The 21,387-nt window shown below is 65.1% G+C and carries 23 protein-coding genes; 18 read left to right on the plus strand and 5 right to left on the minus strand.

The features are described from left to right. Window positions 1–88: 88 nt before the first annotated feature. From soxB to ACTFO6_RS00160, 4 genes are all read right to left on the minus strand, one after another. Window positions 89–1,804 carry a thiosulfohydrolase SoxB gene (gene soxB, locus ACTFO6_RS00145; RefSeq protein WP_439932435.1) on the minus strand — a complete coding sequence of 572 codons (1,716 nt, stop codon included), beginning with the start codon at window positions 1,802–1,804 and terminating at the stop codon, window positions 89–91. 129 nt (window positions 1,805–1,933) lie between these two features. Further along, entirely contained in the window at window positions 1,934–2,245 is a 312-nt protein-coding gene (soxZ, locus tag ACTFO6_RS00150) for a thiosulfate oxidation carrier complex protein SoxZ (protein ID WP_439932436.1), read from the minus strand. 39 nt (window positions 2,246–2,284) lie between these two features. Next, window positions 2,285–2,755 carry a thiosulfate oxidation carrier protein SoxY gene (gene soxY, locus ACTFO6_RS00155; protein ID WP_439932437.1) on the minus strand — a complete coding sequence of 157 codons (471 nt, stop codon included), beginning with the start codon at window positions 2,753–2,755 and terminating at the stop codon, window positions 2,285–2,287. A 173-nt stretch (window positions 2,756–2,928) separates the two neighbouring features. After that, a complete protein-coding gene (locus ACTFO6_RS00160) occupies window positions 2,929–4,362 on the minus strand; it encodes a M48 family metalloprotease (protein ID WP_439932438.1) in 1,434 nt (477 codons plus the stop codon). Window positions 4,363–4,417: 55 nt separating this feature from the next. Here ACTFO6_RS00160 and moaC point away from each other — a divergent pair, with 55 nt between their 5' ends. Further along, window positions 4,418–4,897 carry a cyclic pyranopterin monophosphate synthase MoaC gene (moaC, locus tag ACTFO6_RS00165; RefSeq protein WP_439932439.1) on the plus strand — a complete coding sequence of 160 codons (480 nt, stop codon included), beginning with the start codon at window positions 4,418–4,420 and terminating at the stop codon, window positions 4,895–4,897. 38 nt (window positions 4,898–4,935) lie between these two features. Next, the gene (locus ACTFO6_RS00170) at window positions 4,936–6,234 is read left to right on the plus strand and encodes a protein kinase domain-containing protein (RefSeq protein ID WP_439932440.1); all 1,299 of its coding nucleotides are present in this window, start codon (window positions 4,936–4,938) and stop codon (window positions 6,232–6,234) included. A gap of 171 nt (window positions 6,235–6,405) precedes the next feature. Here ACTFO6_RS00170 and ACTFO6_RS00175 read toward each other — a convergent pair whose 3' ends face one another. Further along, entirely contained in the window at window positions 6,406–6,714 is a 309-nt protein-coding gene (locus ACTFO6_RS00175) for a hypothetical protein (protein WP_439932441.1), read from the minus strand. Window positions 6,715–6,890: 176 nt separating this feature from the next. Between ACTFO6_RS00175 and ACTFO6_RS00180 the strand changes: the two genes are divergently transcribed. The 16 genes from ACTFO6_RS00180 to ACTFO6_RS00255 all read left to right on the plus strand — a co-directional run bounded on the left by ACTFO6_RS00180 (window position 6,891) and on the right by ACTFO6_RS00255 (window position 21,328). Continuing rightward, window positions 6,891–9,788, plus strand: coding sequence for a molybdopterin-dependent oxidoreductase (locus ACTFO6_RS00180; RefSeq protein ID WP_439932442.1), 2,898 nt, complete (start codon window positions 6,891–6,893; stop codon window positions 9,786–9,788). 13 nt (window positions 9,789–9,801) lie between these two features. Continuing rightward, entirely contained in the window at window positions 9,802–10,533 is a 732-nt protein-coding gene (locus ACTFO6_RS00185; protein ID WP_439932443.1) for a 4Fe-4S dicluster domain-containing protein, read from the plus strand. 86 nt (window positions 10,534–10,619) lie between these two features. Beyond that, on the plus strand, window positions 10,620–11,582 hold the full coding sequence (locus tag ACTFO6_RS00190; protein WP_439932444.1) for a dimethyl sulfoxide reductase anchor subunit family protein: 963 nt from the start codon (window positions 10,620–10,622) through the stop codon (window positions 11,580–11,582). Between the two features lie 79 nt (window positions 11,583–11,661). After that, window positions 11,662–11,985, plus strand: a complete 324-nt coding sequence (locus ACTFO6_RS00195) for a rhodanese-like domain-containing protein (protein ID WP_439932445.1) — start codon at window positions 11,662–11,664, stop codon at window positions 11,983–11,985. A gap of 67 nt (window positions 11,986–12,052) precedes the next feature. After that, on the plus strand, window positions 12,053–12,280 hold the full coding sequence (locus tag ACTFO6_RS00200; RefSeq protein WP_439932446.1) for a sulfurtransferase TusA family protein: 228 nt from the start codon (window positions 12,053–12,055) through the stop codon (window positions 12,278–12,280). A gap of 54 nt (window positions 12,281–12,334) precedes the next feature. Continuing rightward, entirely contained in the window at window positions 12,335–12,847 is a 513-nt protein-coding gene (gene dsrE2 / locus ACTFO6_RS00205; protein ID WP_439932447.1) for a sulfur carrier protein DsrE2, read from the plus strand. A 224-nt stretch (window positions 12,848–13,071) separates the two neighbouring features. Next, a complete protein-coding gene (locus ACTFO6_RS00210) occupies window positions 13,072–13,737 on the plus strand; it encodes a 4Fe-4S dicluster domain-containing protein (RefSeq protein ID WP_333839209.1) in 666 nt (221 codons plus the stop codon). Between the two features lie 30 nt (window positions 13,738–13,767). Further along, window positions 13,768–15,117 carry a heterodisulfide reductase-related iron-sulfur binding cluster gene (locus ACTFO6_RS00215; protein WP_439932448.1) on the plus strand — a complete coding sequence of 450 codons (1,350 nt, stop codon included), beginning with the start codon at window positions 13,768–13,770 and terminating at the stop codon, window positions 15,115–15,117. Next, a complete protein-coding gene (locus ACTFO6_RS00220; protein WP_439932449.1) occupies window positions 15,114–16,169 on the plus strand; it encodes an FAD-dependent oxidoreductase in 1,056 nt (351 codons plus the stop codon). Before ACTFO6_RS00215 ends, ACTFO6_RS00220 begins: the two co-directional genes overlap by 4 nt. Further along, window positions 16,141–17,013 (plus strand): hypothetical protein, encoded by an 873-nt coding sequence (locus ACTFO6_RS00225; RefSeq protein WP_439932450.1) that lies wholly within the window; start codon window positions 16,141–16,143, stop codon window positions 17,011–17,013. The genes ACTFO6_RS00220 and ACTFO6_RS00225 overlap by 29 nt, the downstream gene beginning before the upstream one ends. Before the next feature lie 20 nt (window positions 17,014–17,033). After that, complete coding sequence (locus ACTFO6_RS00230; RefSeq protein WP_439932451.1) at window positions 17,034–17,804, plus strand: 4Fe-4S dicluster domain-containing protein; 771 nt, start codon at window positions 17,034–17,036, stop codon at window positions 17,802–17,804. Window positions 17,805–17,819: 15 nt separating this feature from the next. Next, window positions 17,820–18,731, plus strand: coding sequence for a CoB--CoM heterodisulfide reductase iron-sulfur subunit B family protein (locus tag ACTFO6_RS00235; RefSeq protein ID WP_439932452.1), 912 nt, complete (start codon window positions 17,820–17,822; stop codon window positions 18,729–18,731). Between the two features lie 87 nt (window positions 18,732–18,818). Next, the gene (locus tag ACTFO6_RS00240) at window positions 18,819–19,265 is read left to right on the plus strand and encodes a glycine cleavage system protein H (RefSeq protein WP_439932453.1); all 447 of its coding nucleotides are present in this window, start codon (window positions 18,819–18,821) and stop codon (window positions 19,263–19,265) included. Next, window positions 19,265–19,660: a DsrE family protein gene (locus ACTFO6_RS00245; protein WP_439932454.1), complete on the plus strand. Its 396-nt coding sequence runs from the start codon at window positions 19,265–19,267 to the stop codon at window positions 19,658–19,660. The genes ACTFO6_RS00240 and ACTFO6_RS00245 overlap by 1 nt, the downstream gene beginning before the upstream one ends. Window positions 19,661–19,683: 23 nt before the next feature. Further along, complete coding sequence (locus ACTFO6_RS00250) at window positions 19,684–20,124, plus strand: glycine cleavage system protein H (RefSeq protein WP_439932455.1); 441 nt, start codon at window positions 19,684–19,686, stop codon at window positions 20,122–20,124. 46 nt (window positions 20,125–20,170) lie between these two features. Continuing rightward, on the plus strand, window positions 20,171–21,328 hold the full coding sequence (locus ACTFO6_RS00255; RefSeq protein ID WP_439932456.1) for a radical SAM protein: 1,158 nt from the start codon (window positions 20,171–20,173) through the stop codon (window positions 21,326–21,328). Window positions 21,329–21,387: the final 59 nt, after the last annotated feature.

Consider the following 21,387-nt stretch of genomic DNA (forward strand, 5'->3'; position numbering starts at 1 on the left):
GCGCCGAGTGATTATAACCGCCCGCCGACCGGGGGAGGCCGCTCGCCGCCTTGGTGAGCCGCCGGGAGGGGATGCGCTCGGGGGATCTTTACGCGATGCCCGGATTGCCTTTCATACCGACCAGCTTGGGCAGGTTGAGTTTCGGCGCAGGGATCGTTTTCCGGTCCCGCAGGTAGCGGGCCACCACTTCCCAGACCGGCTCCCCCGAGGCGCCCTCGGCCACCGGCGCCCATCCCGCCACTTTGTACTTCTTCGCCGGATCGAGGGGCTTGCCTTTCAAGGTCATGTTGCTGATGCGGCGGCCGATGGTCTCGTTGGGGGCGCAGGTGTACTGGAGCCCGCCCACCCGCACCATGTCCCCGCCTTGCTGCAGGTAAGGGTCGGGATTGAACAGGTTATCGCACACGTCCTCCAGGATCGTTTTGATCTGCTCCCCGGTCAGCTCGTTGAGAGTGGTGTAGGGGTAAGTGATGGCGGTCTGGTCCATGAGCCGCTCCATGGTGATGGGCTCCCCCGGCAGGATGGTGGTGCCCCAGCGGAAGCCCGGGGAGAAGGCGATCTCCGCCCCCTTGACCGCCATGAGGGCGTCCAAGATCACCTGGTCGAAGGAGCCGTTGAAGTTGCCGCGCCGGTAGAGGAGCCCTTCGCTCACAGCCAGCTTCTCCTGGAGCCGGTTTTCGTAGGGGGCGCGGAGCTTGCGGATCAATTGTTCCATGTCCGGGTCCGGCGGCAGGAGATTGGCGAAGACCGGAAGCAGCCGGTAGCGGTAATCGGTCACCTTCCCCCCTTTTACCTCCAGGTCCAGCACCCCCAGGAACTTGCCATTGGAGCCCCCGTTGGTGACCAGGGTCCGGCCGGCGGCGTTTTTGACCACCGAAGGCTGGGGCACCCCGTCATGGGTGTGCCCGCCCAGGATGACGTCGATGCCGGTCACTCGGGTGGCCAGCTTCAGGTCGACATCCATGCCGTTGTGGGAGAGGAGCGCCACCACCTGGGCGCCTTTTTCCCGTACCTCGTGCACCAGCTTCTGCAGCCGATCGTCCTGGATACCGAAGGTCCACTCGGGGACCATGTAACGGGGGTTGGCGATAGGGGTGTAGGGGAAGGCCTGGCCGATGATGGCCACCGGCACCCCGTTGATCTCCCGGATCACGTAGGGCTCGAACACCGGGTCGCCGAAGTCAGTGGTCTTCACGTTCTGGGCGACGAAGGCCACTTTGCCCTTGAAGTCTCTCTCCACTACCTCCTTCACCCGCTCGGCGCCCAGGGTGAACTCCCAGTGGGCGGTCATGATGTCTACGCCCAGTTGCAGGCAGGCGTCCACCATGTCCTGGCCCTGAGTCCACAGGGAGGTGGCCGAGCCCTGCCAGGTGTCGCCGCCGTCCAGGAGGAGGGCGCCGGGACGCTCAGCCCGGAGCTGTTTCACCAGGGTGGCGAGGTGGGCGAAGCCCCCCACCTTGCCGTAAGTGCGGGCCGCCTGGACGAAGTCCAGGTGGGTGAAGGCATGGGCTTCCGGCGTGCCGGGCCGGATGCCGTAGTGCTTGAGCAGGGCTTCCCCTACCAGGTGGGGCGGCTGTCCAGCGGCGGTGGCGACCCCGATGTTGACGCTCGGCTCTCGGAAGTAGATGGGCAGGAGCTGGGCGTGGCAGTCGGTCATGTGCAGCAGGCTCACCTGCCCGAAACGGGGGATCCGGTAGAACTCTTCCGGCTGGGCTCCGGCCAAGGCCGAGCGGCTGCCCAGGGGCAGCCCCGCCGCAGCGGCGGCGGCCAGGACCTGGAGAAACTCGCGCCGAGTCATGGACATAAACATCCTCCTGGATTTTTCTACTTTAAAAGCGAAAAGCCCGAGAGCGCGCTCCCGGGCTTTTCGGCTTACGCCAGAATGGCCATTAGCTGGCGGATGGCTCTCCGGGGGAAAGCCCGGCCCGCCCCGCTAGCCGACGGTGGTCTCGATACTGTCGGATTCGCCCTTGTTGTCGACCCAGCTCACCTTCACCTTGTCGCCCGCCTTGGCGCCCTTCACTCGGAAGCCCAGGAACGGGTTCCTGGAAACCGCCTGGCTCCACTGGGCGTCCAGAACCGGCTTGCCGTTGAGTGTGGCGGTCACGTTGGTGATGAAATGGGCGGGGATGGGCTGGCCGGTCTTCGGGTCCTTGCGCTGGCCCGTCTCCATGGGATGGTTGATAAGCAATTTCACGTCGGCCACCTCGCCCTGCATGGTGGCCCTGATTTTCATGCTCGCCATGAGTCGTCCTCCTGGGGATCGCTTTCGTGCAGATACCGGTCAGCCGCCGCACCCGCCGATGGTGACCTTGACCTCTTTCGAGGCCACATAGTGTTTTCCGCCCGCGGTCACCAGCGCCATCACGTTGGAGGTCTGGCCCATCTTGATGCGAAAGCTCACGTAGCCTTCCGCTCCGTTGCCCAGGTTGAAGCTCCCGGTCAGCGGGAACGGGTTTTTCTCAGCGATCACGGCGATGCGCTCGGTCCCGGCGATCTTGCTGGTCACCTCCACGGGCACCACGGCGCCGTTTTCGGCGATGTCGGGGGCCTTGACCACGATGTCGCCCGACTCGATCGGGGAGCCGACGCCGATGGTCTTCAGCACCTCCTCCACCTTTTTCGCCTCGAAAGCGGCCTTGTTCCACTCGGCCGCCAACACCGCGCTGGGCCGAATCAAACCTGCCGCGGCGGCCACCGCCAGTGTCCCCGCCGCCCCCGTCCCTCTGAGTATCGTTCTACGCAATGGATTCATGGGTATCGCCTCCTTTGGCCGGACTGGGGGTCCGGCGCTCTTCCTCGGACAAAAATTAGCATAACGTAATTTTCTGCGACGTCAAACCCCCGGCAGCCCAAAAAAATCGTTTTCGTTTCTAATTAGTTAACTCTGATGCGACGATAAACGGAGTTTATATCTCTCTGGCCTTTTCAACGGGCCGCTTCCCGCTGTTGGGCCGCCAGCTCCCGGCGCAGCTCCCGCAACCGGGCCTCCACGATGGAGAGCTGGTAAAAATCCCCCCCGCTGCGGGCGGCCAGCTCCAACTGCTGCACGGCGCCGCTCAAGTCTCCCTCCCGGACGTAGGCTTCCGCCTGGGCGCGATGGGCGGCGAGGCGGTCCCCCCTTGCCCCGTGGGCCTCGGCCTGCAGGCGGTAGAGGCGGGGATCGTCGGGGAAATACTCGAGCTGGTTCGAGACGAACCGGATCGCCGCTTCGGTTTGCCCGTCGGCGAAGAGCCCCCGGGCGTAGTCGTACATCAAGGCCCGGTGCCGGGGAAAGGTGGCCAAAGCTTTCCGGTAGTGCTCGAGCGCTTCTGGACGCTTCCCCTGGGCGAAGAGCAACTCGCCCGCCAGGGTTTCCACCATCGGGTGGGGGGGGAAGCGGCCGCGCAGCGTCGTGAGCTCCGCCTCGGCCCGGGAAAGCTGTTGGGCCCGGATCAGCGCCCGCGCCAGCCCGTAGCGGGTGGCCATTTCGTGGGCGTACTTCTTCTCTTTGAGCCGGGTCTCGAAGTCCCGCACCGCGTCCAGGGCCGGGCCCTGCATGGCTTGCAGCTTAGCCCGGACCAGGTGGAAGTCCGCGCTGTCCGGCACCTGCCGGTAGGGTAGGGACTGGACCCGGTTCTGGATGTCGGCGATGCGCTCGTAGGTGAGGGGATGGGTGCGCAGGTAGGCGGGGGCCGCCGACTCCTGGAATCGGCCCGCCCGCTGCAGCTTCTCGAAGAAGGCGGGCATGGCGCGGGGATCGTAGCCCGCCTGCTCCAGGATCTGGAGCCCCACCCGGTCGGCCTCCCGTTCCGCGTCCCGGGAGAAATTGAGCTGGGCCTGGATCGCTGCCGCTTGGGAGGTGACGATGGCCGCTTCGGCCACCTCCGGGTTGGAGCGGGCGGCGAGGATGGCCAGTGCCAGTGCCGCCAGGGTAGGCAGGGTGGCCTGCTCCTGCTTGGCGATCATGCGGGCGATGTGGTGCTGGGTGACGTGGGCGATTTCGTGGGCCAGCACCGCGGCCACCTCCGACTCGGACTGGGCGGCGAGCAACAGCCCCGTGTGCACGATGATCACTCCGCCCACGAACGCGGCGGCGTTGATGGAGGGGTCCTTGATCAGGAAGAAGCGGAAATTCTGGCGCCCGCCCGGACTGTTGGCGACCAGGCGGTAGCCCAGGGCGTTCAAGTAGTCGGTGAGCTCCGCGTCGTCCACCAGGGCGGGGCTGCGCCGGATTTCCCGGACGATTTCGTCGGCGATGCGGCTCTCGAGCTGGGGGCTCAATTGGGCGGCCGCGGTGTCGCCCAACTCCGGCAGTTGCTGAGCGTTGGCGAGGGCCGCCGCCCCCAGGCACGCCCCGGCGATCAGGTGACGCAGTTTCATGCTGCTGGGTATGATTGGGACAGACGGGCGGAGTTCAATCGATGGAGGCGCTATCATGACACAGGGACTGACCCATTTCGACGCGAGCGGCCAGGCCCACATGGTGGATGTGGGGGAGAAGGCGGAAACCCGCCGGGTGGCGCGGGCGGCGGGGTCGATCTGCATGCGCCCGGATACGCTGAAGCTCATCCTCGAGGGCGGGGCCAAAAAGGGCGACGTGCTGGGAGTGGCCCGCATCGCCGGGATCCAGGCGTCCAAGCGCACGGCGGAGCTGATCCCCCTGTGCCATCCCGTGGCCCTCACCCGTATCCAGGTGGAGTTCGTCGCCGACGAGAAGCGCAGCGCCATCGACTGCCAGGTGACCGCCGAGACCGTGGGGCGCACGGGCGTGGAAATGGAGGCGCTCACCGCGGTGAGCGTCGCCCTGCTCACGGTCTACGACATGTGCAAGGCGGTGGACCGGGGCATGCGGCTGGAGGCGATCCGGCTGCTGGAGAAGCAGGGCGGCAAGTCGGGCCATTGGGTCGGGGGCTGAAGCCCCTCTTTTCGACTTTCTCGCGCGGGGGGCCGGCGATGGACAGGATCGGCAAATACCAGGTGGTGCGCAAGATCGGCAGCGGCGCCACCAGCGCCGTCTACCTGGGCCTCGACCCCTTCACCCAGCGGCAGGTGGCGATCAAGCTGATCTATCCCGAGGCGCTCAAGGACAAGGCCAAGGGCAAGCTTTACCGCAAGCTGTTCCTGATCGAGGCCTCCCTCGCGGGCAAGCTCAAGCACCCCCACATCGTCGAGATCATCGACGCGGTGGTGGAGGAGGAGCAGAGCTACATCGTCATGGAGTACGTGCCGGGATCCACCCTGGAGCGGTTCTGCGAGGTGGACAATCTGCTGCCCCTCTCCGACGTGATCGAGATCATCTACAAGTGTTGCAAGGCCCTGGACTACGCCCAGCGCCACGGCGTGATCCACCGGGACATCAAGCCGGCCAACATCCTGCTTCCCGGCGGCACGGACATCAAGATCTCGGACTTCGGAGCGGCCATCACGGCAGACACCCTGCATACCACCCAGATCAGCGCCGTGGGCTCGCCCGCCTACATGTCGCCCCAGCAGATCAAGGAACACCCCCTCACCCACCAGACCGACATCTACTCCCTGGGCGTGGTGATGTACAAGGCGCTCACGGGACGGCTCCCCTTCAACGCCAGCACCAACGTGAGCATGATCTACCAGATCCTGAACGCCGAGCCGCCCAAGCCGAGCACGATGCGGCCGGAGATCCCTCCGGCCCTGGACGCCGTCGTGCTCAAGGCCATGGCCAAGGACCTGGAGGCGCGCTACCAGACCTGGGAGCAGTTCGCCCGGGACCTGGTGAACGTCCACGAGCTGGTGAAGGGCTCGGTGCAGGAAATCTCGGACACCGAAAAGTTCAACGCCCTGCGCTCCCTCGAGTTCTTCCGGGAGTTCACGGACGTGGAGCTGTGGGAGGTGGTGCGCATTACCTCCTGGCATCGCTATCCCCAGGGCACCGCCCTGATCCGCGAGGGTGACACCGGCAGCTCGTTCTACGTCCTCACCTCGGGCGAAGTGAGCGTCACCGTGGATGGAAAGCTGCTCAACGTGTTGAAGGCGGGGGACTGCTTCGGGGAGATGGCCTATCTCGCCCGGCGGGCGTTCACCCGCTCGGCCACGGTGACCACGCTCACCGAGGTGACGGTGGTGGAAATCGGCGCCGAAATGTTGAACAACGCCTCGGAGGCCTGCCGCCAGAAGTTCAACTGCGCCTTCCTGGGCATCCTGGTGGACCGGCTGGCCATGGCCAACGTGCGGCTCTCCCAACTCCTCGCCGAGCGCCAAATTCCGCTCCTTTGACATGCCCATGTCATCCTCCCACTTAAAAGGGGAGGCCGGGAGGGGGATGGGTTACAAGTGCGGCGCAGCGCTTCTCCAAAACTTCCGTTCCCGTCCCCACGAAGGGCAGGAAGCTGGGTCTTCAGCGGACCAAAAAAAGACTCAGGATGCTCGGAAAGGGGGATGCGTCGCTCACTTCCCCAGCGCCGGGGAGCTGAAATAGTGTTCTATTAGGGTCCGGTCCCGCCACAGCTTCTCGTCCAGGAGCGCGGCCGGGACTTTATACCGGTGCGCCGAGTCCACGGGCACCTCCTGGACGATCCGCTCGATGTCCTCGTAGGGAAGCTTGCGCAGCAGCCCCCCACCCGAGGTCTCGCGGACGATCATGAACTGCTCGTAGGTGCGCAAGACGTGAAAGTTCGCCGGCCGAACCTTGCCGGTGGCGGGGTCGCGCCAAGTCACCGTATAGCGGGTATCCTCCTTGAAGTGGCTCTTATCCACGGCGGCCTCCGTACATTAGGAAATTCTAATTTATCACGGCAGGCCCGCCACCTCAATCGATTTTCCCCATAAAGGAGGAGGGGAAGGCCCATAAAAACAATTCTTTTGCTGAGAACGATTTTGTTTTGCACAATAGCGCCCTTTCTGCCAAGGCCTCGAGCCACCTCGATTGCTCCATGAGCGCAGTTCTCTCCGAACATTCCAACGAGCCGGTCCGGGAGGTGAAGACCACCACCTGCTACATGTGCGCTTGCCGCTGCGGCATCCGCGTGCACGTGGTGAACGGGGAAGTGCGCTACATCGAGGGCAACCCGGCCCATCCCCTGAATAAGGGCGTGATCTGCGCCAAGGGGTCCTCCGGCATCATGAAGCAGTACTCCCCGGCCCGGCTCACCCGCCCCCTCCTGCGCAAAAGCGGCGCTGAGCGGGGCAGCGGCCAGTTCGAGCCCATCACCTGGGAGGAGGCCTTCTCCATCCTGGAGGAGCGGCTGCGGAAAATCCGGGAGACGGACCCCAAGAAGTTCGCCCTGTTCACCGGCCGCGACCAGATGCAGGCGCTGACGGGCCTCTTCGCCAAGCAGTTCGGCACCCCCAACTACGCCGCCCACGGCGGTTTCTGCTCGGTGAACATGGCGGCGGGCTTGATCTACACCATCGGCGGCTCGTTCTGGGAGTTCGGCGGGCCGGACCTGGAGCGGGCCAGGCTCTTCGTCATGATCGGCACGGCGGAGGACCATCACTCCAATCCCCTGAAGATCGCCATCTCCAAGTTCAAGCGTTCCGGCGGCCGCTTCATCTCCATCAATCCCGTGCGCACCGGCTATTCCGCCATCGCCGACGAGTGGGTACCCGTGAGGCCCGGCACCGACGGGGCGCTGCTGCTGGCCATCATCCACGAGATCGTCGCCCAGGGGCTCTACGACCGGGAGTTTCTCACCCGCTACACCAACGCGGCGCAACTGGTGAACGTGGATGAGGCCTCCGACAAGCACGGGCTGTTCGTCCGCGTGGACGAGGACGACGTGGACTACGCGGGGTGCATCGATCCCCAGAACAAGCTGTGGTGGGACCGCTTCACCAACAAGGCCGTGCTGACGCACACCGAGGGCGCGGACCCGTACCTGCTCGGCAGCTTCCGGCTTTCCGACGGCACGCCGGTCAAGCCCGCGTTCCAGCTCCTGGAGGAGCGGATGCGGCCGTATACGCCGGAGTGGGCGGAAGGCATCACCGGCGTGCCCGCCGCCACCATCCGGCGCCTTGCTTACGAGATGGGAATCACCGCCCGGGACGAGAAGATCGAGCTGCCCATCCCCTGGACCGATAGCTGGAACCGGGAACACGAGTCGGTGACCGGCAACCCGGTGGCGTTCCACGCCATGCGGGGGCTGGCCGCCCATTCCAACGGCTTCCACACCATCCGGGCCCTGGGCATCCTGATGACCCTGCTCGGCACCATCGACCGCCCCGGCGGATTCCGCCACAAGGCGCCGTTTCCGCGGCCCATTCCCCCCTGTGCAAAGACCCCCACCGGGCCGGAGGCGGTGCAGCCCGGGAAACCCCTGGACGGCATGGCCCTCGGCTGGCCCGCCGACCCCGACGATCTGTTCGTCAACCCCGACGGCTCGCCGGTGCGCATCGACAAGGGCTTCTCCTGGGAGTACCCCTTGTCGGTGCATGGGCTCATGCACAACGTCATTACCAACGCCTGGCGCGGCGATCCTTACCCCATCGACACGCTGCTCATCTTCATGGCCAACATGGCCTGGAACTCCACCATGAACACGGTGGAGGTGCGTAAGATGCTCAACGACCGCGACGAGAACGGCGAGTACAAGATCCCGTTCCTGGTGGTGTGCGATGCGTTCCAGTCCGAAATGGTGGCCTACGCCGACCTGGTGCTGCCCGACACCACCTATCTGGAGCGCCACGACGTGATGTCCATGCTGGACCGGCCCATCTCCGAGTTCGATGGGCCGGTGGACGCGGTGCGCATCCCGGTGGTGCCGCCCAAGGGGGAATGCAAGCCGTTCCAGGAGGTGCTGATCGAGCTGGCGAGCCGGTTGAAGCTGCCCGCCTTCGTGAACGCTGACGGCTCGCGCAAGTTCCGCGACTATCCCGACTTCATCGTCAACTACGAAACGGAGCCCGGCTCGGGGATCGGGTTCCTCGCCGGCTGGCGGGGCAAGGGAGGCGAGAAGTTCATGCGCGGCGAGCCCAACCCCCGGCAGTGGGAGATGTACGCCAAGAACAACTGCGTCTTCCACTACAAGCTGCCGCCGAGCTATCAGTACATGCGCAACTGGAACAAGGGCTACCTGGAATGGGCCCAGCGGGCGCGCATCATCCGCTACTCGGAGCCGGTCCTGATCCACGTGTACTCCGAGGTGCTGCAGAAGTTCCGCCTGGCGGCCCAGGGCAAGTGGCCGGGACGCAAGCCGCCGGCGCACCTGAAAAAGCGCATCGAAACCTACTTCGATCCCCTGCCCTTCTACTACGAGCCGCTGGAAGCCCGGGTCACGGATACCCAGCGATATCCGCTCAACGCCGTCACCCAGCGGCCCATGGCCATGTACCACTCCTGGGATTCCCAGAACGCCTGGCTGCGGCAGATCCATACCCACAACTATCTTTTCGTCAACCCGCGCACCGCCCGCGCCCAGGGCATTGAGGACGGGGATTGGATCTGGGTGGAGAGCCCATGGGGTCGGGTGCGCTGCATGTGCCGCTTCAGCGAGGCGGTGGAGCCCGGTACCGTGTGGACCTGGAACGCCATCGGCAAGGCGGCCGCGGCCTGGCATCTGGCCCCCGACGCCAACGAATTCCGCAAGGGATTCCTGCTCAACCCCCTGATCACCGAGGAGCTGCCCGATGCGGAAGGCGGGCGAGTGTCCAATTCCGACCCGGTGACCGGCCAGGCCGGCTGGTACGACGTGCGGGTGCGCATCTACAAGGCCGCCGCGGACGAGCCCAAAGAGGTCTGGCCCCAGTTCGACCCGGTGCCGCCGGCGCCTGGGACCGCCCCGGCGCGGCCCCGCTGGCTGGCGTTCGTGGCGGGGAGGGGAGAGTGGAAGTGAAGGAGCATTTTTCATGACGCAGCTTGCCCTGGTCATCGATCTCAACGTGTGCGTGGGCTGTCACGCCTGCGTCACCAGCTGCAAAGAGTGGAATACCTCGGGTCAGGCCGGCTACCTGTCGGATGACCGGCCCTACGAGGCCGACCCGACCGGCTGCTTCTTCAACCGGGTGCAGACCTTCGAGGTGGGGGAGTACCCCCACACCGAGACCGTGCATTTCCCCAAGTCCTGCCTGCATTGCGAGGATCCACCCTGCGTACCGGTGTGTCCCACCGGGGCCAGCTACAAGCGGGCGGAAGACGGCATCGTGCTGGTGGACTACGACAAGTGCATCGGCTGCAAGTACTGCTCCTGGGCCTGCCCCTACGGCGTGCGGGAGCTGGACGAGCACCAGAAGGTGATGAAGAAGTGCACCCTGTGCGTGGACCGCATCTACGACGAGCGGCTTCCGCCCTCGGAGCGCAAGCCCGCCTGCGTGCTGGCCTGCCCCACCAACGCGCGGCTGTTCGGCGACGTTCATGACCCCGAATCGGAGGTGTCCAGGGCGATCCGGGAAAACGCTGGCTACACGTTGATGCCGGAGTGGGGCACCCACCCGGCGAACCACTATCTCCCGCGGCGCAAGACCCGGCTGGAGATCCGGGCCGAGGACCTGCAGCGGGCCGACAACCCTCTCAAGATCGACGGCAAGCTGCCCAAGCCCGCCCTGAAGGAACCCTCCCTGGACGATGTGACGAGCTGGTAAGACCCGAGCCCTGCGCCTTCGTCCGATTCCGCCGGCGCCATGAGCTGGCGGGCCGGGGCGCCTCCGATAGGTAAGAAATCGAATCCATGCATCCCGCTTTTTCCGTCATTTTCCTGACGACCTTGATCGGCGCTGGCCAGGGGTTGTACATGGCCCTCTATCTGGTGGATCTGGGGGCTCGGCTCGGAAGGCTCCCGCCCATGGACGACGCGTCTTTCCACGCCCTGGGCGGGCTCATCGCCCTCGTGCTTCTTGCCGCGGGGCTCCTCGCTTCCTTTTTCCACCTGGGGCATCCCGAGCGGGCGTGGCGCTCGGCCGCCATGTGGCGCACCTCCTGGCTATCCCGAGAGGTCATCGTGCTGCCCTTGTTCATGACCCTCGTCTGCCTGTGGAGCCTGGGCAAGTGGCTCGGCTGGCCCGGCATGGCGGTTCTCGGGGCCGCGGCGGTGATCGTCTCCGTGGCGCTTTTCGTGTGCACGGGGATGATCTACGCGTGCATCAAGTTCCTCCAGGAATGGCACTCGCCCCTCACGGTGGTGAACTACCTGCTCCTCGGCTCCGCCTCCGGGTTCACCTTGGCCACGGCCTGGGCTGCTTGGCATGGGGAGACCAACGTCCCCTTTCTCGGCGCCTGGGCCATCGCCCTCACCTTCGCCGCCTTCCTCACCCGGAGCGCCACCCTGGTGCGCAACGCCCGCTTGAGGCCCAAATCGTCCCTGCAAACCGCCATCGGCGTCCGCCACAGCCGCATCGTGCAGAAGTCCCAGGGGTTCATGGGGGGCTCCTTCAACACCCGGGAGTTTTTCCACGGGAAGCCCCCGGCGGTCCTCAGACATGTCAAGTGGGCGTTCCTGGTGCTCGCTTTCCCCGTTCCGCTGATCCTCCTGGCCGCAGGCCTCTACGCGCTGGCCGCGGGCAAGCAGGCGTTCTCTTTTTCCCTGCTGGCGGCCGCCTTCGCCCTTCAATACCTGGGCCTGGTGGCTGAGCGCTGGTTTTTCTTCGCCCAGGCCAATCACCCGCAAAATCTTTATTATCAAGTAGTTTCTTAGGGGATGGCGGCATAGGCTCCACCTTGCTGCCGAACGGAAGACGTATTAGAATTTCCTAATATCTTGGATTATGGAACCGATGCATAGGATCCGGCAGATCGACAGCCAAGGGCTGGCCGCGTTGGCGGCTCAAGGCCCAATCCAGGTCCTGGACGTGCGCACAGAGGAGGAAGTGGCGCGGGGCATGATCGAGGGGGCGATACACATCCCGTTGCACCTGCTGCCCCGCCGGGTTGGGGAACTGGACCCGGGCGCAGTTACGGTCGTCTATTGCCGGTCGGGGGTCCGCTCGGCCCAGGCGTGCGCTTACCTCGCCGCCCAGGGGTTCGCGAGTCCGTATAATCTGAAAGGTGGGATACTCGAATGGTTGCGCTCGGGCCAAGCCGTGGCACGGTCGATCTGAGCCCGGTGGATCCGGCGCGCGTTCGAGGAGATTGCACCTGTTGTTCGATCATCCGGAAGGAGACACCATGAATTTCGACAAGGAACTGGATGCCCGCGGCCTCAACTGCCCACTGCCCATCCTGCGCACCAAAAAATCCCTGGCTGACATGCAGTCCGGGCAGGTCCTCAAGATTGTGGCCACCGATCCGGGCTCGGTGAAGGACTTCCAGGCGTTTTCCAAGCAAACCGGGAACGAGCTGTTGAACTCCGCCGAAGTCAACGGCGAATTCCATTTCTGGCTCAAGAAGAAATAGCCGATTGCCGGCGCACACCACCGGACTCGACGGGCCGGGCGGGAGGAGGATTCGATGGACGAAGCGAAGAAGCTGGCGTTGATCGCCACCAAGGGCACCCTCGACTGGGCTTATCCGCCCTTCATTCTCGCGTCCACCGGCGCTGCTCTGGGCTACGAGGTGAAGATGTTCTTCACCTTCTACGGCCTGCAGTTGCTGCGTAAAGATCTGTCGGACCTCAAGGTGAGCCCCCTGGGCAACCCGGCGATGCCCATGAAGATGCCTTTCGGCCCCAAGTGGTTTCGCAGCATCAACTGGAAGATCCCCAACGCCGTGCAGGCCCTGGTTCCCGGCTTCGAATCCCTGGCGAGCGTCCTCATGAAACAGACCATCCGGCAGAAAGGGGTGGCTCCGATTCCGGAGCTGCGGGAGCTGTGCCTGGAAGCGGGGGTGACCTTCATCGGCTGCGAAATGACGGTGGATCTCTTCGGCTTCAGCCACGACGACTTCATTGACGGCATCGAGTACGGGGGAGCCGCCACCTTTTTCGAATTCGCGGGGGAGTCGGATGTGTGCCTGTTCATCTGAGGATCGGGACGGGGCGCCACGAGCGGTTCGGGATGCGGGAGCGTCTTCGGCTTAGCCCGGGCACTCCCTGATTCGATCATAAGGAAATTCGATCGATTCGAGGGGTTGTAACCGGCTGCGGGCTGGCTTAATATTGGAACATTAGCAGCTTCTAATAATCCATCTCATTCAGGACGGTCATCCGTCCTTCTGGTGAGGAGGCATCGATGGCGACCTACGCCGAGATGCAGGAGATTTTCGACGACATCCGTAGCGATTTCCGCTACGACCACGAGCTCAACGGCTGCCTCAACTGCGGCATCTGCACCGCCACCTGTCCCTCGGCCCAGTTCTACGATTACAGCCCCCGGGAGATCGTCCAGCTCCTGTGGACCGAGAACGTGGAGCAGATCTACGACGCGATGCAGGAGAAGATCTGGGCCTGCGCCCAGTGCATGACCTGCGCCGCGCGTTGCCCGTTCAAGAATTCCCCCGGGGGCCTCGTGGCCATCATGCGGGAGGTGGCCATCAAGCACGGGATGCAGTCGGCGAAAGACGTGCTGCGCCCCTTCGGGCGGGTGATGCTCAAGCTCATCACCACCGGCAACCAGCTCTCGCCGGACATGATCCAGCCGGACCACTTTCCCGACTGGGGCCCCAACATCCAGAAGGTGGAAGGGGACCTGAAGACCCTGCGCAAGGCGATCCCCATGAAGACCCTCCAGACCACCGAAACGGCCTGGGAGGTCTCCCTCAAGACCTCGATCGAGATGTACACCATCTGGGAGATGACCGGCGTCCTCAAGTCCCTGGAAACGATGGACGAGAACCTGTACGACGTGATCGAGGACTTCATCGACGAGAAGAAAGAGGAATACGAAGAGTGGCTCGAGGAACAGGAGCAGGACTGAGCCGCCGCACACCTTAAAGGAGATGCGACCATGAGCAACCCGTTTTCCCTTCCCTCCGACGGCAGCGGCATCGCCGGCCACGGCTCGTTTTTCCAGCCGACCAACCTGTCCAAGGAGGAGGCCGAAAAGGCCACCGAGTGGGTGCGCAAGCACGTGGACCGGCGCACCATCGACCTGGGCGAGCGCATGGAAGACGTGCGCGAGCACCTGTGGGAGCTGGAGAAGGACGGCGAGATCATCGTTCACCGCGTGACCGACGCCCACCGGCCGGTGGAGGTGCAGACGCTCTTCGGCTGGACCAAGAAGATCCCCACGGTGCAGCTCTGGCACCACAAGTCCTGCGGCCAGTGCGGCAACATCCCGGGCTACCCAACGTCCTTGCTCTGGACCATGAACCGGCTCGGCTTCGTCCCCGGCCGGGACTACCTGGACGAGACCGACCAGACCTCCTGCACCGCCTGGAACTACCACGGCTCGGGCATCGGCAACGTGGAGTCGCTCGCCGCCGTGTTCCTGCGAAACTTTCACCAGGCCTACGTCTCCGGCAAGCAGCACGGCTACGGCGCCGGCCACTTTTATCCGCTTGTCCACTGCGGGACCTCCTTCGGCAACTACAAGGAGATCCGCAAGTACCTGCTCGAATCCGCCGAGCTGCGGGAGCGGGTGAAAAAGATCCTCGCCAAGCTCGGGCGGCTGGTGGACGGCAAGCTCGTGATCCCGGAGGAGATCGTCCACTACTCGGAATGGGTGCACGTGATGCGCAACCGCATCGCCTCCGAGCTGCAGAAGATCGACGTCTCGCATATCCGCGTGGTCATGCACGCCGCCTGTCACTACTACAAGATGGTGCACGAGGACGCGATCTACGACCCGACGGTGCTCGGCGGCAACCGCACCGCGGTGGGCACCTCCATCGCCCAGGCCCTCGGCGCCCAGGTGATCGATTACTCCACCTGGTACGACTGCTGCGGCTTCGGCTTCCGCCATATCATTTCCGAGCGGGAGTTCACCCGCTCCTTCACCATGGACCGTAAGATCCGGGTGGCGGTGGAGGAGGCCAAAGCGGACGTGATGATCGGCAACGACACGGGCTGCATCACCACCATGGACAAGAACCAGTGGATCGGGCGCGCCCACGGCCAGAACTTCCAGATCCCGGTGATGGCCGACATCCAGTTCGCGGCGCTCGCCTGCGGGGCGGACCCCTTCAAGATCGTGCAGCTCCAGTGGCACGCGAGCCCGTGCGAGGAGCTGGTGGAGAAAATGGGCATCTCCTGGACCGAGGCGAAGAAGAATTTCGAGGCCTATCTCCAGGAGGTCAAGGCCGGCCGGATCGAGCACCTCTACGACCCGAAACTCGCTGGGAGCATGGCGGCATGACGGAAAAAACTGTGCTGGTGGTGGGGGCGGGCCCCACCGGGTTGTCGGCGGCGGCGGCGGTGGCTTCGGCGGGCCAGCGGGTCGTGCTGGTGGAGAAGGAGAACATTCTGGGAGGCGCGCCGATCCTCTCCGGCTACGCCAAGCTGGTCCCTTCCGGGGAATGGGCCAAGGACGCCATCGGCCGCATGGTTAAGCGGGTGGTGGAGAACCCGCTGATTACCGTGCACAAAAGCGCCAGGGTGACGAAGGTGGAGGGCAGCCACGGCGACTTCACGGCGACGCTGTCCAACGGCCAGACGGTCAAGTGCGGTGCCATCCTCCTCGGCACCGGCTTCACCCATTTCGACTCCATCAACAAGCCCGAGTGGGGCTTCGGCACCTTCGAGGACGTGGTGACCACCACCCAGGTGGAACAGATGGTGGCCGCCGGCAAGATCTATTGTCCGTCCGACGGGCGGGTGCCGGAGCGGGTGGCGATCCTGCTGTGCGTGGGTTCCCGCGACCGACAGATCGGGCGGGAGTGGTGCTCCAAGATCTGTTGCACCGTCTCCGCCAACCTGGCGATAGAGATCAAGGAGATCTCTCCCAAGACGGATGTCTTTATCTACTACATGGACATCCGCACCTTCGGGCTGTACGAGGACAAGTACTACTGGAAATCCCAGGAGGAGTTTAAGACCAAGTTCGTGAAGGCCCGCATTGCCGAGGTCACCCAGGGGCCCGACGGGCGGCTCCTGGTGAAAGGGGAGGACACCCTGGTCAAGCGCCCCATCGTGATTCCCATGGATCTGGTGGTCCACGCCATCGGCATGGACCCGAACCTGGACAACCCGGAGATCGCCCGGGTGTTCGGGGTGGGACTGGAGAAGCACGGCTTCCTGGAGCGCGGCGAGCACTACACCAGCTCCTTCAGCAGCACCCGCCGTGGCGTCTACGTGGGGGGCGCCGCCCTCGGGCCCGAAGACATCGATACCTGCGTCTCCCACGGCCTAGCGATGGCCATGAGGGCGGTCGGAGACCTGAATGCTCTGGTTCACAAAGCAGCGGCATGAGCCGCCGGCGCCCGAGCGTGATTTGATCGTTCCCGCCGAGCTGCCGGTCGCTCTGGACGAACGGCTGTTTCTCCACCACCTGGCCGCCCTGCAGGTGAGCCTGGAGGCGAGCGGCGGGATCGAGGTCTGCCTAGAGCGCCTCGACGCCAAGCGGCGGCTCTTCGCCGAGCTCTTGGGCGAGGGGCGTCATGCGGCCGTTGCGTTCCCCGACGCCGAGCGGCTCCTGGGCGCGGTGTTCACCGCCCGCAGGCGGATCCATCCCCTGCTCGCCGCGGCCGGGGAGGCGTGGCTGCGCGGGGCGCTGCAGGCGTTGCTGGAGGGCCCAGGAGGGGTGCGGGAGCGGATGGAGCGTTTCGCTGCGGAACTCGTGGCGGCGGCCCAGGGCGTTACCGGAGACGCCCGGCTCGCCGCCAAAGCCCGGCGCGCGGCCTTCGACTTCGCCGCCGAGCTGCTCCACTTCCTCGACCCGGTGCGCTATCCCCTCATGAGCCGCTGGGTCTGGGACCCGGCCACCCGCAGTGGCGCGCTGCGGGAGTTCGTCCGGGAGCGCGACGCCTCGGGGGGCTTAGCCCTCGACGCCAGCCCCGAGACGTTCGAAGGCGCCCGCATCTGGCTCAAGGCCCGGATTGCCGAACAGGGCGTGTTCCGGGACGTGCATTTCTGGATCGACCTGGTGCTGGCCCAGGCCTACGTGACCTACCTACGCTCGGTGGCGGAGGGCAACCTGGGGGGCGATTTCGGCCGTGGCGCCCAGCCGGGGGAGCAGTTGAAGAAGCTGCTGGGCATCGACTGCCTCGACGGCCGGACGCGGGTGAAAAAGGCCGCAACCGGCCAGCGGAGCTGAAGCGAGGAGCAGGCAAACCCATGCCGATACACGAGAAGACGTTGCTCGCGCCGGAGCAGGTGCTCCAGGCGGATAAGCTGGTGGTGGACGGGGTGGACGTTTCCGGGCACTGGAACACCATGATCCTGCCGCGCACCCTCACCGACTACGACGAGGACTTCGAGAAGACCATCCAGGCGTACGGGGGCGGCGAAAACGTGCATCGCTGCTGGCAGTGCGGGTCCTGCACCAATTCCTGCACCATGTACGCCATCAACATCGACTTTAACCCCCGCTACTGGATCTACCTGGTCCGCCTGGGCCTCAAGGACGAGCTGCTCAAGGACAAGGACATCATCTGGCAGTGCGTGTCGTGCAACAAGTGCACCAACATCTGCCCGAAGGACGTGCGGCCGGAAGGGGTGATGAAGGCCATCCAGCACTGGATGGAAGACCAGGGCTACGTGCCCAAGGCCCCCTCCACCCTGTTCGACGAGGAGTTCACCCGCCAGTGCCTGGAGCGGGGGCGGATCGAGGATTCCGAGGTGCTGCTCAACTTTTTCAAGCAGACCCGCCAGAACCTCTGGCAGCTCGCCACCCGGGGCTGGCTGGGGATCTTCGTCGCCCGCATGAACAAGTGGACCGAGCTCAAGAAGGGGCGTATCGGCCGCTTCCTCGCCCGCGTGCCCATCCTCATGCCTATGCACATGGCGTGGAACCTGGTGTTCAAGCCGCGCACCCGGTCGTGGGGTCGCACCGGGGAGATCCTGCGCCGGTACGTGGAGGAGCAGAAGCGCATCGCCCATGGTTGACGTGAGGAGTCAATGATGTCCAAAGTGGCGTATTACCCCGGCTGCGCGCTAGAAGGCTCCGGCGGTCCCTACGACCGCTCCACCCGGGCGCTGGTGAAGGCGCTGGAGCTGGAGATGCACGATCTGGAGGACTGGAACTGCTGCGGGGCCATGGAGGTGAAGAACGTCCATCCCATGCTCCAGACCTACATGTCGGCGCGCAACCTGGCCATCGCCGGCGTGAAGATGGGGTTCGATACCGTGATGGCGCCCTGCAACGGCTGCTATCACAACCTGAAGAAAGCCGAATACGAGCTGGCCACCTCCGAGGAAGCCCTCAAGACCGTGCAGGATCTGGCGCGGCAGGCCGACGATCCGGTGTACAAGGGGGACGTGCGCACCCTTCACTTGCTGGAATGGCTCATGGAGGAGCTGGGCCCGGAGGGCATCAAGGCGCGCCTCAAGAAGAGCCTGAACGGCATCAGGGTGGCCAACTACTACGGCTGCATGTACACGCGCCCGCGGCAGATCTTTCCGGAGAAGGACCGGGGGCCGGGCTCCGAGTCCACCCATAAGCCCCACTTCATGGACGATCTGCTGGCGGCGGCCGGAGCGGTGAACGTGGACTTCCCTCTGAAGACCGCCTGTTGCGGCGGCGCCCATACCCTGTCCGACGCGGACACCTCCACCCAACTGGTGCTCAACCTGCTGCAGGCGGCCGAAGAAGCGGGGGCCGAGGTCATCGCCACCGAATGCCCCACCTGCCATTCCGGGCTGGAGATGCACCAGGTGCGCGCCGAGACCCAGTTCGGGATCAAGACCAGCGTGAAGATCCTCTATTTCACCCAGCTCCTGGGCCTGGCCATGGGATTGTCGGCGAGAAAGCTCGGGATTCACGAGAACGTGAGCGACTCGCTGGATTTCCTGCACGAAAAAGGGATCATCTGAGCTTCCGGTGATGGATGGTCGGCGGTAGGCGCCCCTGCACGGCCGGCACGCGTGCCTTGCGCTGGAGGCTCGTGTAAGCTGACCGCCATGGAGTGCAATGGCTGCGAGTTTCGACCCGAGCTGTATTACGATGGGGAGTACCAGATCTGGGTCCGCGTGGAGAACGACGGGACGGTGTCCGTGGGCATGACCGACCTCTCCCAAACCATTGCCGGCCGGATCCTGCACGTGCGGGTGCGCCGCCCGGGGACGCTGCGGCCCGCCGGCAAGCCCGTGGCCACCATCGAAAGCGGTAAGTGGGCGGGGCCCGTGCCCAATCCCTTCGATTGCACCATCGAAGCGGCCAACCCCGAAGTGCTGGACGATCCGGCGCTGCTCAATCGTGCTCCCTTCGACGCCTGGATCGCCCGGGTGCGGCCCGCTGGCGATCTGGAGAAAGCCCTCGAAGGCCTGGTGACCGGCGAGGCGGCCCGCACGGGCTACTGCGCCCGGGCCCGGCGCGAGGACATCCGCTGCGAAAGGCCCTCGTCCTGATGGCCGAGTCCCATTACCTGGATCACGGGGAGCAGCGGGTGGTCATCGTGATGACCAGCGGCCCCAGCACGCCCCACCGCTGCGCCACGCCGTTCTACATCGGGGCCCTCCTCGCCTCTATGGACGCGGACGTGCGCATCTTCCTCACCATGGAGGGGGTGCTGCTCGCCCAGAAGGGTGTGCCGGAGAATTTGACCGCCATGAAAGGCGGTAAGAAAATCATCGAGTTCATGCGCGAGGCGAAGGCGGCGGGCGTCAGGCTCCACCTGTGCAAGCCGGCGATGCCGGGCTACGAGCTGGAGGTGGAAGAGGTGATCGACGAGGTGGACGAAATCTCTCCTGCGGGGGCCCTGGCGGACCTGATCCTCGGCTGCGACAAGACCATGTTTTTCTGAACGACAAATAAAGGGGAACCGACATGGCGACCGTGCGAGGCTGCAACTTTCCTGACGACTTGTACTACAACGTGGAGAACAACGTGTGGGCGCGCCGGGAGGCGGACGGCACCGTCACCGTCGGCTTGACCAGCTACGCCTGTGCGCTGGCGGGGGAGATCGTCTCGTATACGCCAAAGAAGGTGGGAAAAAACGTCGAACTCAACAAGTCCGTGTGCACCGTGGAGTCCGGCAAGTGGGTCGGTCCGGTCAAGGCGCCGGTCTCGGGCGAGGTGATCGCCATCAACGACGCGGTGCAGGCGAAGCCGGGCACCATCAACGCGGATCCCTACGGCGCCGGCTGGCTGGTCAAGATGAAGCCGAGCCAGTGGGATGCGGAATCGGCGAACCTCCAGACGGGGGCGGCCGCCGCCCAGGCCTTCGAGGCCAAGATGCAGGCCGACGGTTTCGGCGGTTGCGCTTGAGCATGAGGATGCAACCACGGAGGCATAGAGAAAAGAAGAAATTCTCATGTCCGACTGGTTGAGCATCGTTGAGCGCGTGGAGGCGCTGGAGGACCTGGAGCTGGATCCCCGGCTGGTCGATGGCATGGCCTCCCGCTACGGCAGGCTCAGCGGCGAGCGCATAGACGGGATCAATTTCTATACCCCCACGTTCAAGGCCTACGCCACCTCCGAGATCGCCGGTTGCGGCAAGAGCGCCTGGCCCGCCGTGTCCATCACCGGGCCCGAATGCAAGCTCGCCTGCGACCACTGCAAGGCCAAGATCTTGGAGCCCATGATCCCTGCCAGGACGCCCGAAGCCCTGTGGCAAGTGGTGAACGAGCAGATCGCCGCGGGCGCCCGGGGGATGCTCCTCACCGGCGGCTCCAACCACCGCAACGAGGTGGAGTACGGGCCTTTTTACCCCGTGATCCGGCGCATCAAGGACGCCTTCCCCGGGTTCAAGATCGCGCTGCACACGGCGCTGGTGGACCGGGACATCGCCCGGCGCATGGAAGACTCCGGAATCGACGCCGCCATGATGGACGTGATCGGCGCCCAGGACACCATCCGCCAGGTCTACCACCTGCGCCGCGGCGTGGAGGACTTCGAGGCCTCCCTGGCGTACCTTACCGAGACTTCCCTCAAGGTGGTGCCCCATATCGTGATTGGCCTGCACTACGGTCGGCTCCTGGGGGAGTGGAACGCCCTGGAGATGCTCAAGCGCCATCCGCCAGATGCGCTGGTGCTGGTGGTGGTGATGCCCTTTTACGCGCCGGCGCACCGCCCCTTCGCCACGCCGGACCCGAAGGAGGTGGGGGCCTTTTTCATGGACGCCCGGGAGGCCCTGCCCGACACGCCGATCCTCCTGGGCTGCGCCCGCCCAGCGGGCCGGGCTAAGACCGAGATCGACGCCTACGCGGTGCTGGCGGGGCTGAACGGCATCGCTCATCCTGCGGACGGCATGGTGGAGCTGGCGGCGCGCCTGGGGCGGGACGTGCGGGTGACGCCCGCCTGCTGCTCCATCACGGTGGGGGACGAAGTGCTTGCCCTGGAGGGCGACAGCGAGGGTCTCACGATCGACCTCGATCGCGTGATCGAAGAGGAACGACGGCGCAGCCGACCCCCGGCCGGTGCCGGCGGGCTCGCCGGAATCCGGGTCGTGGTGTCGGGATCGCCGGGCTGAAGGGGGGACCGTGACCGCACGCTGGCGCTTGCTCGATACGGGGATTCGCCGGGCGGCGG

Origin of the sequence: Pelomicrobium sp. G1, assembly GCF_051905455.1 — a bacterium.
Lineage (GTDB): Bacteria > Pseudomonadota > Gammaproteobacteria > Burkholderiales > UBA6910 > Pelomicrobium.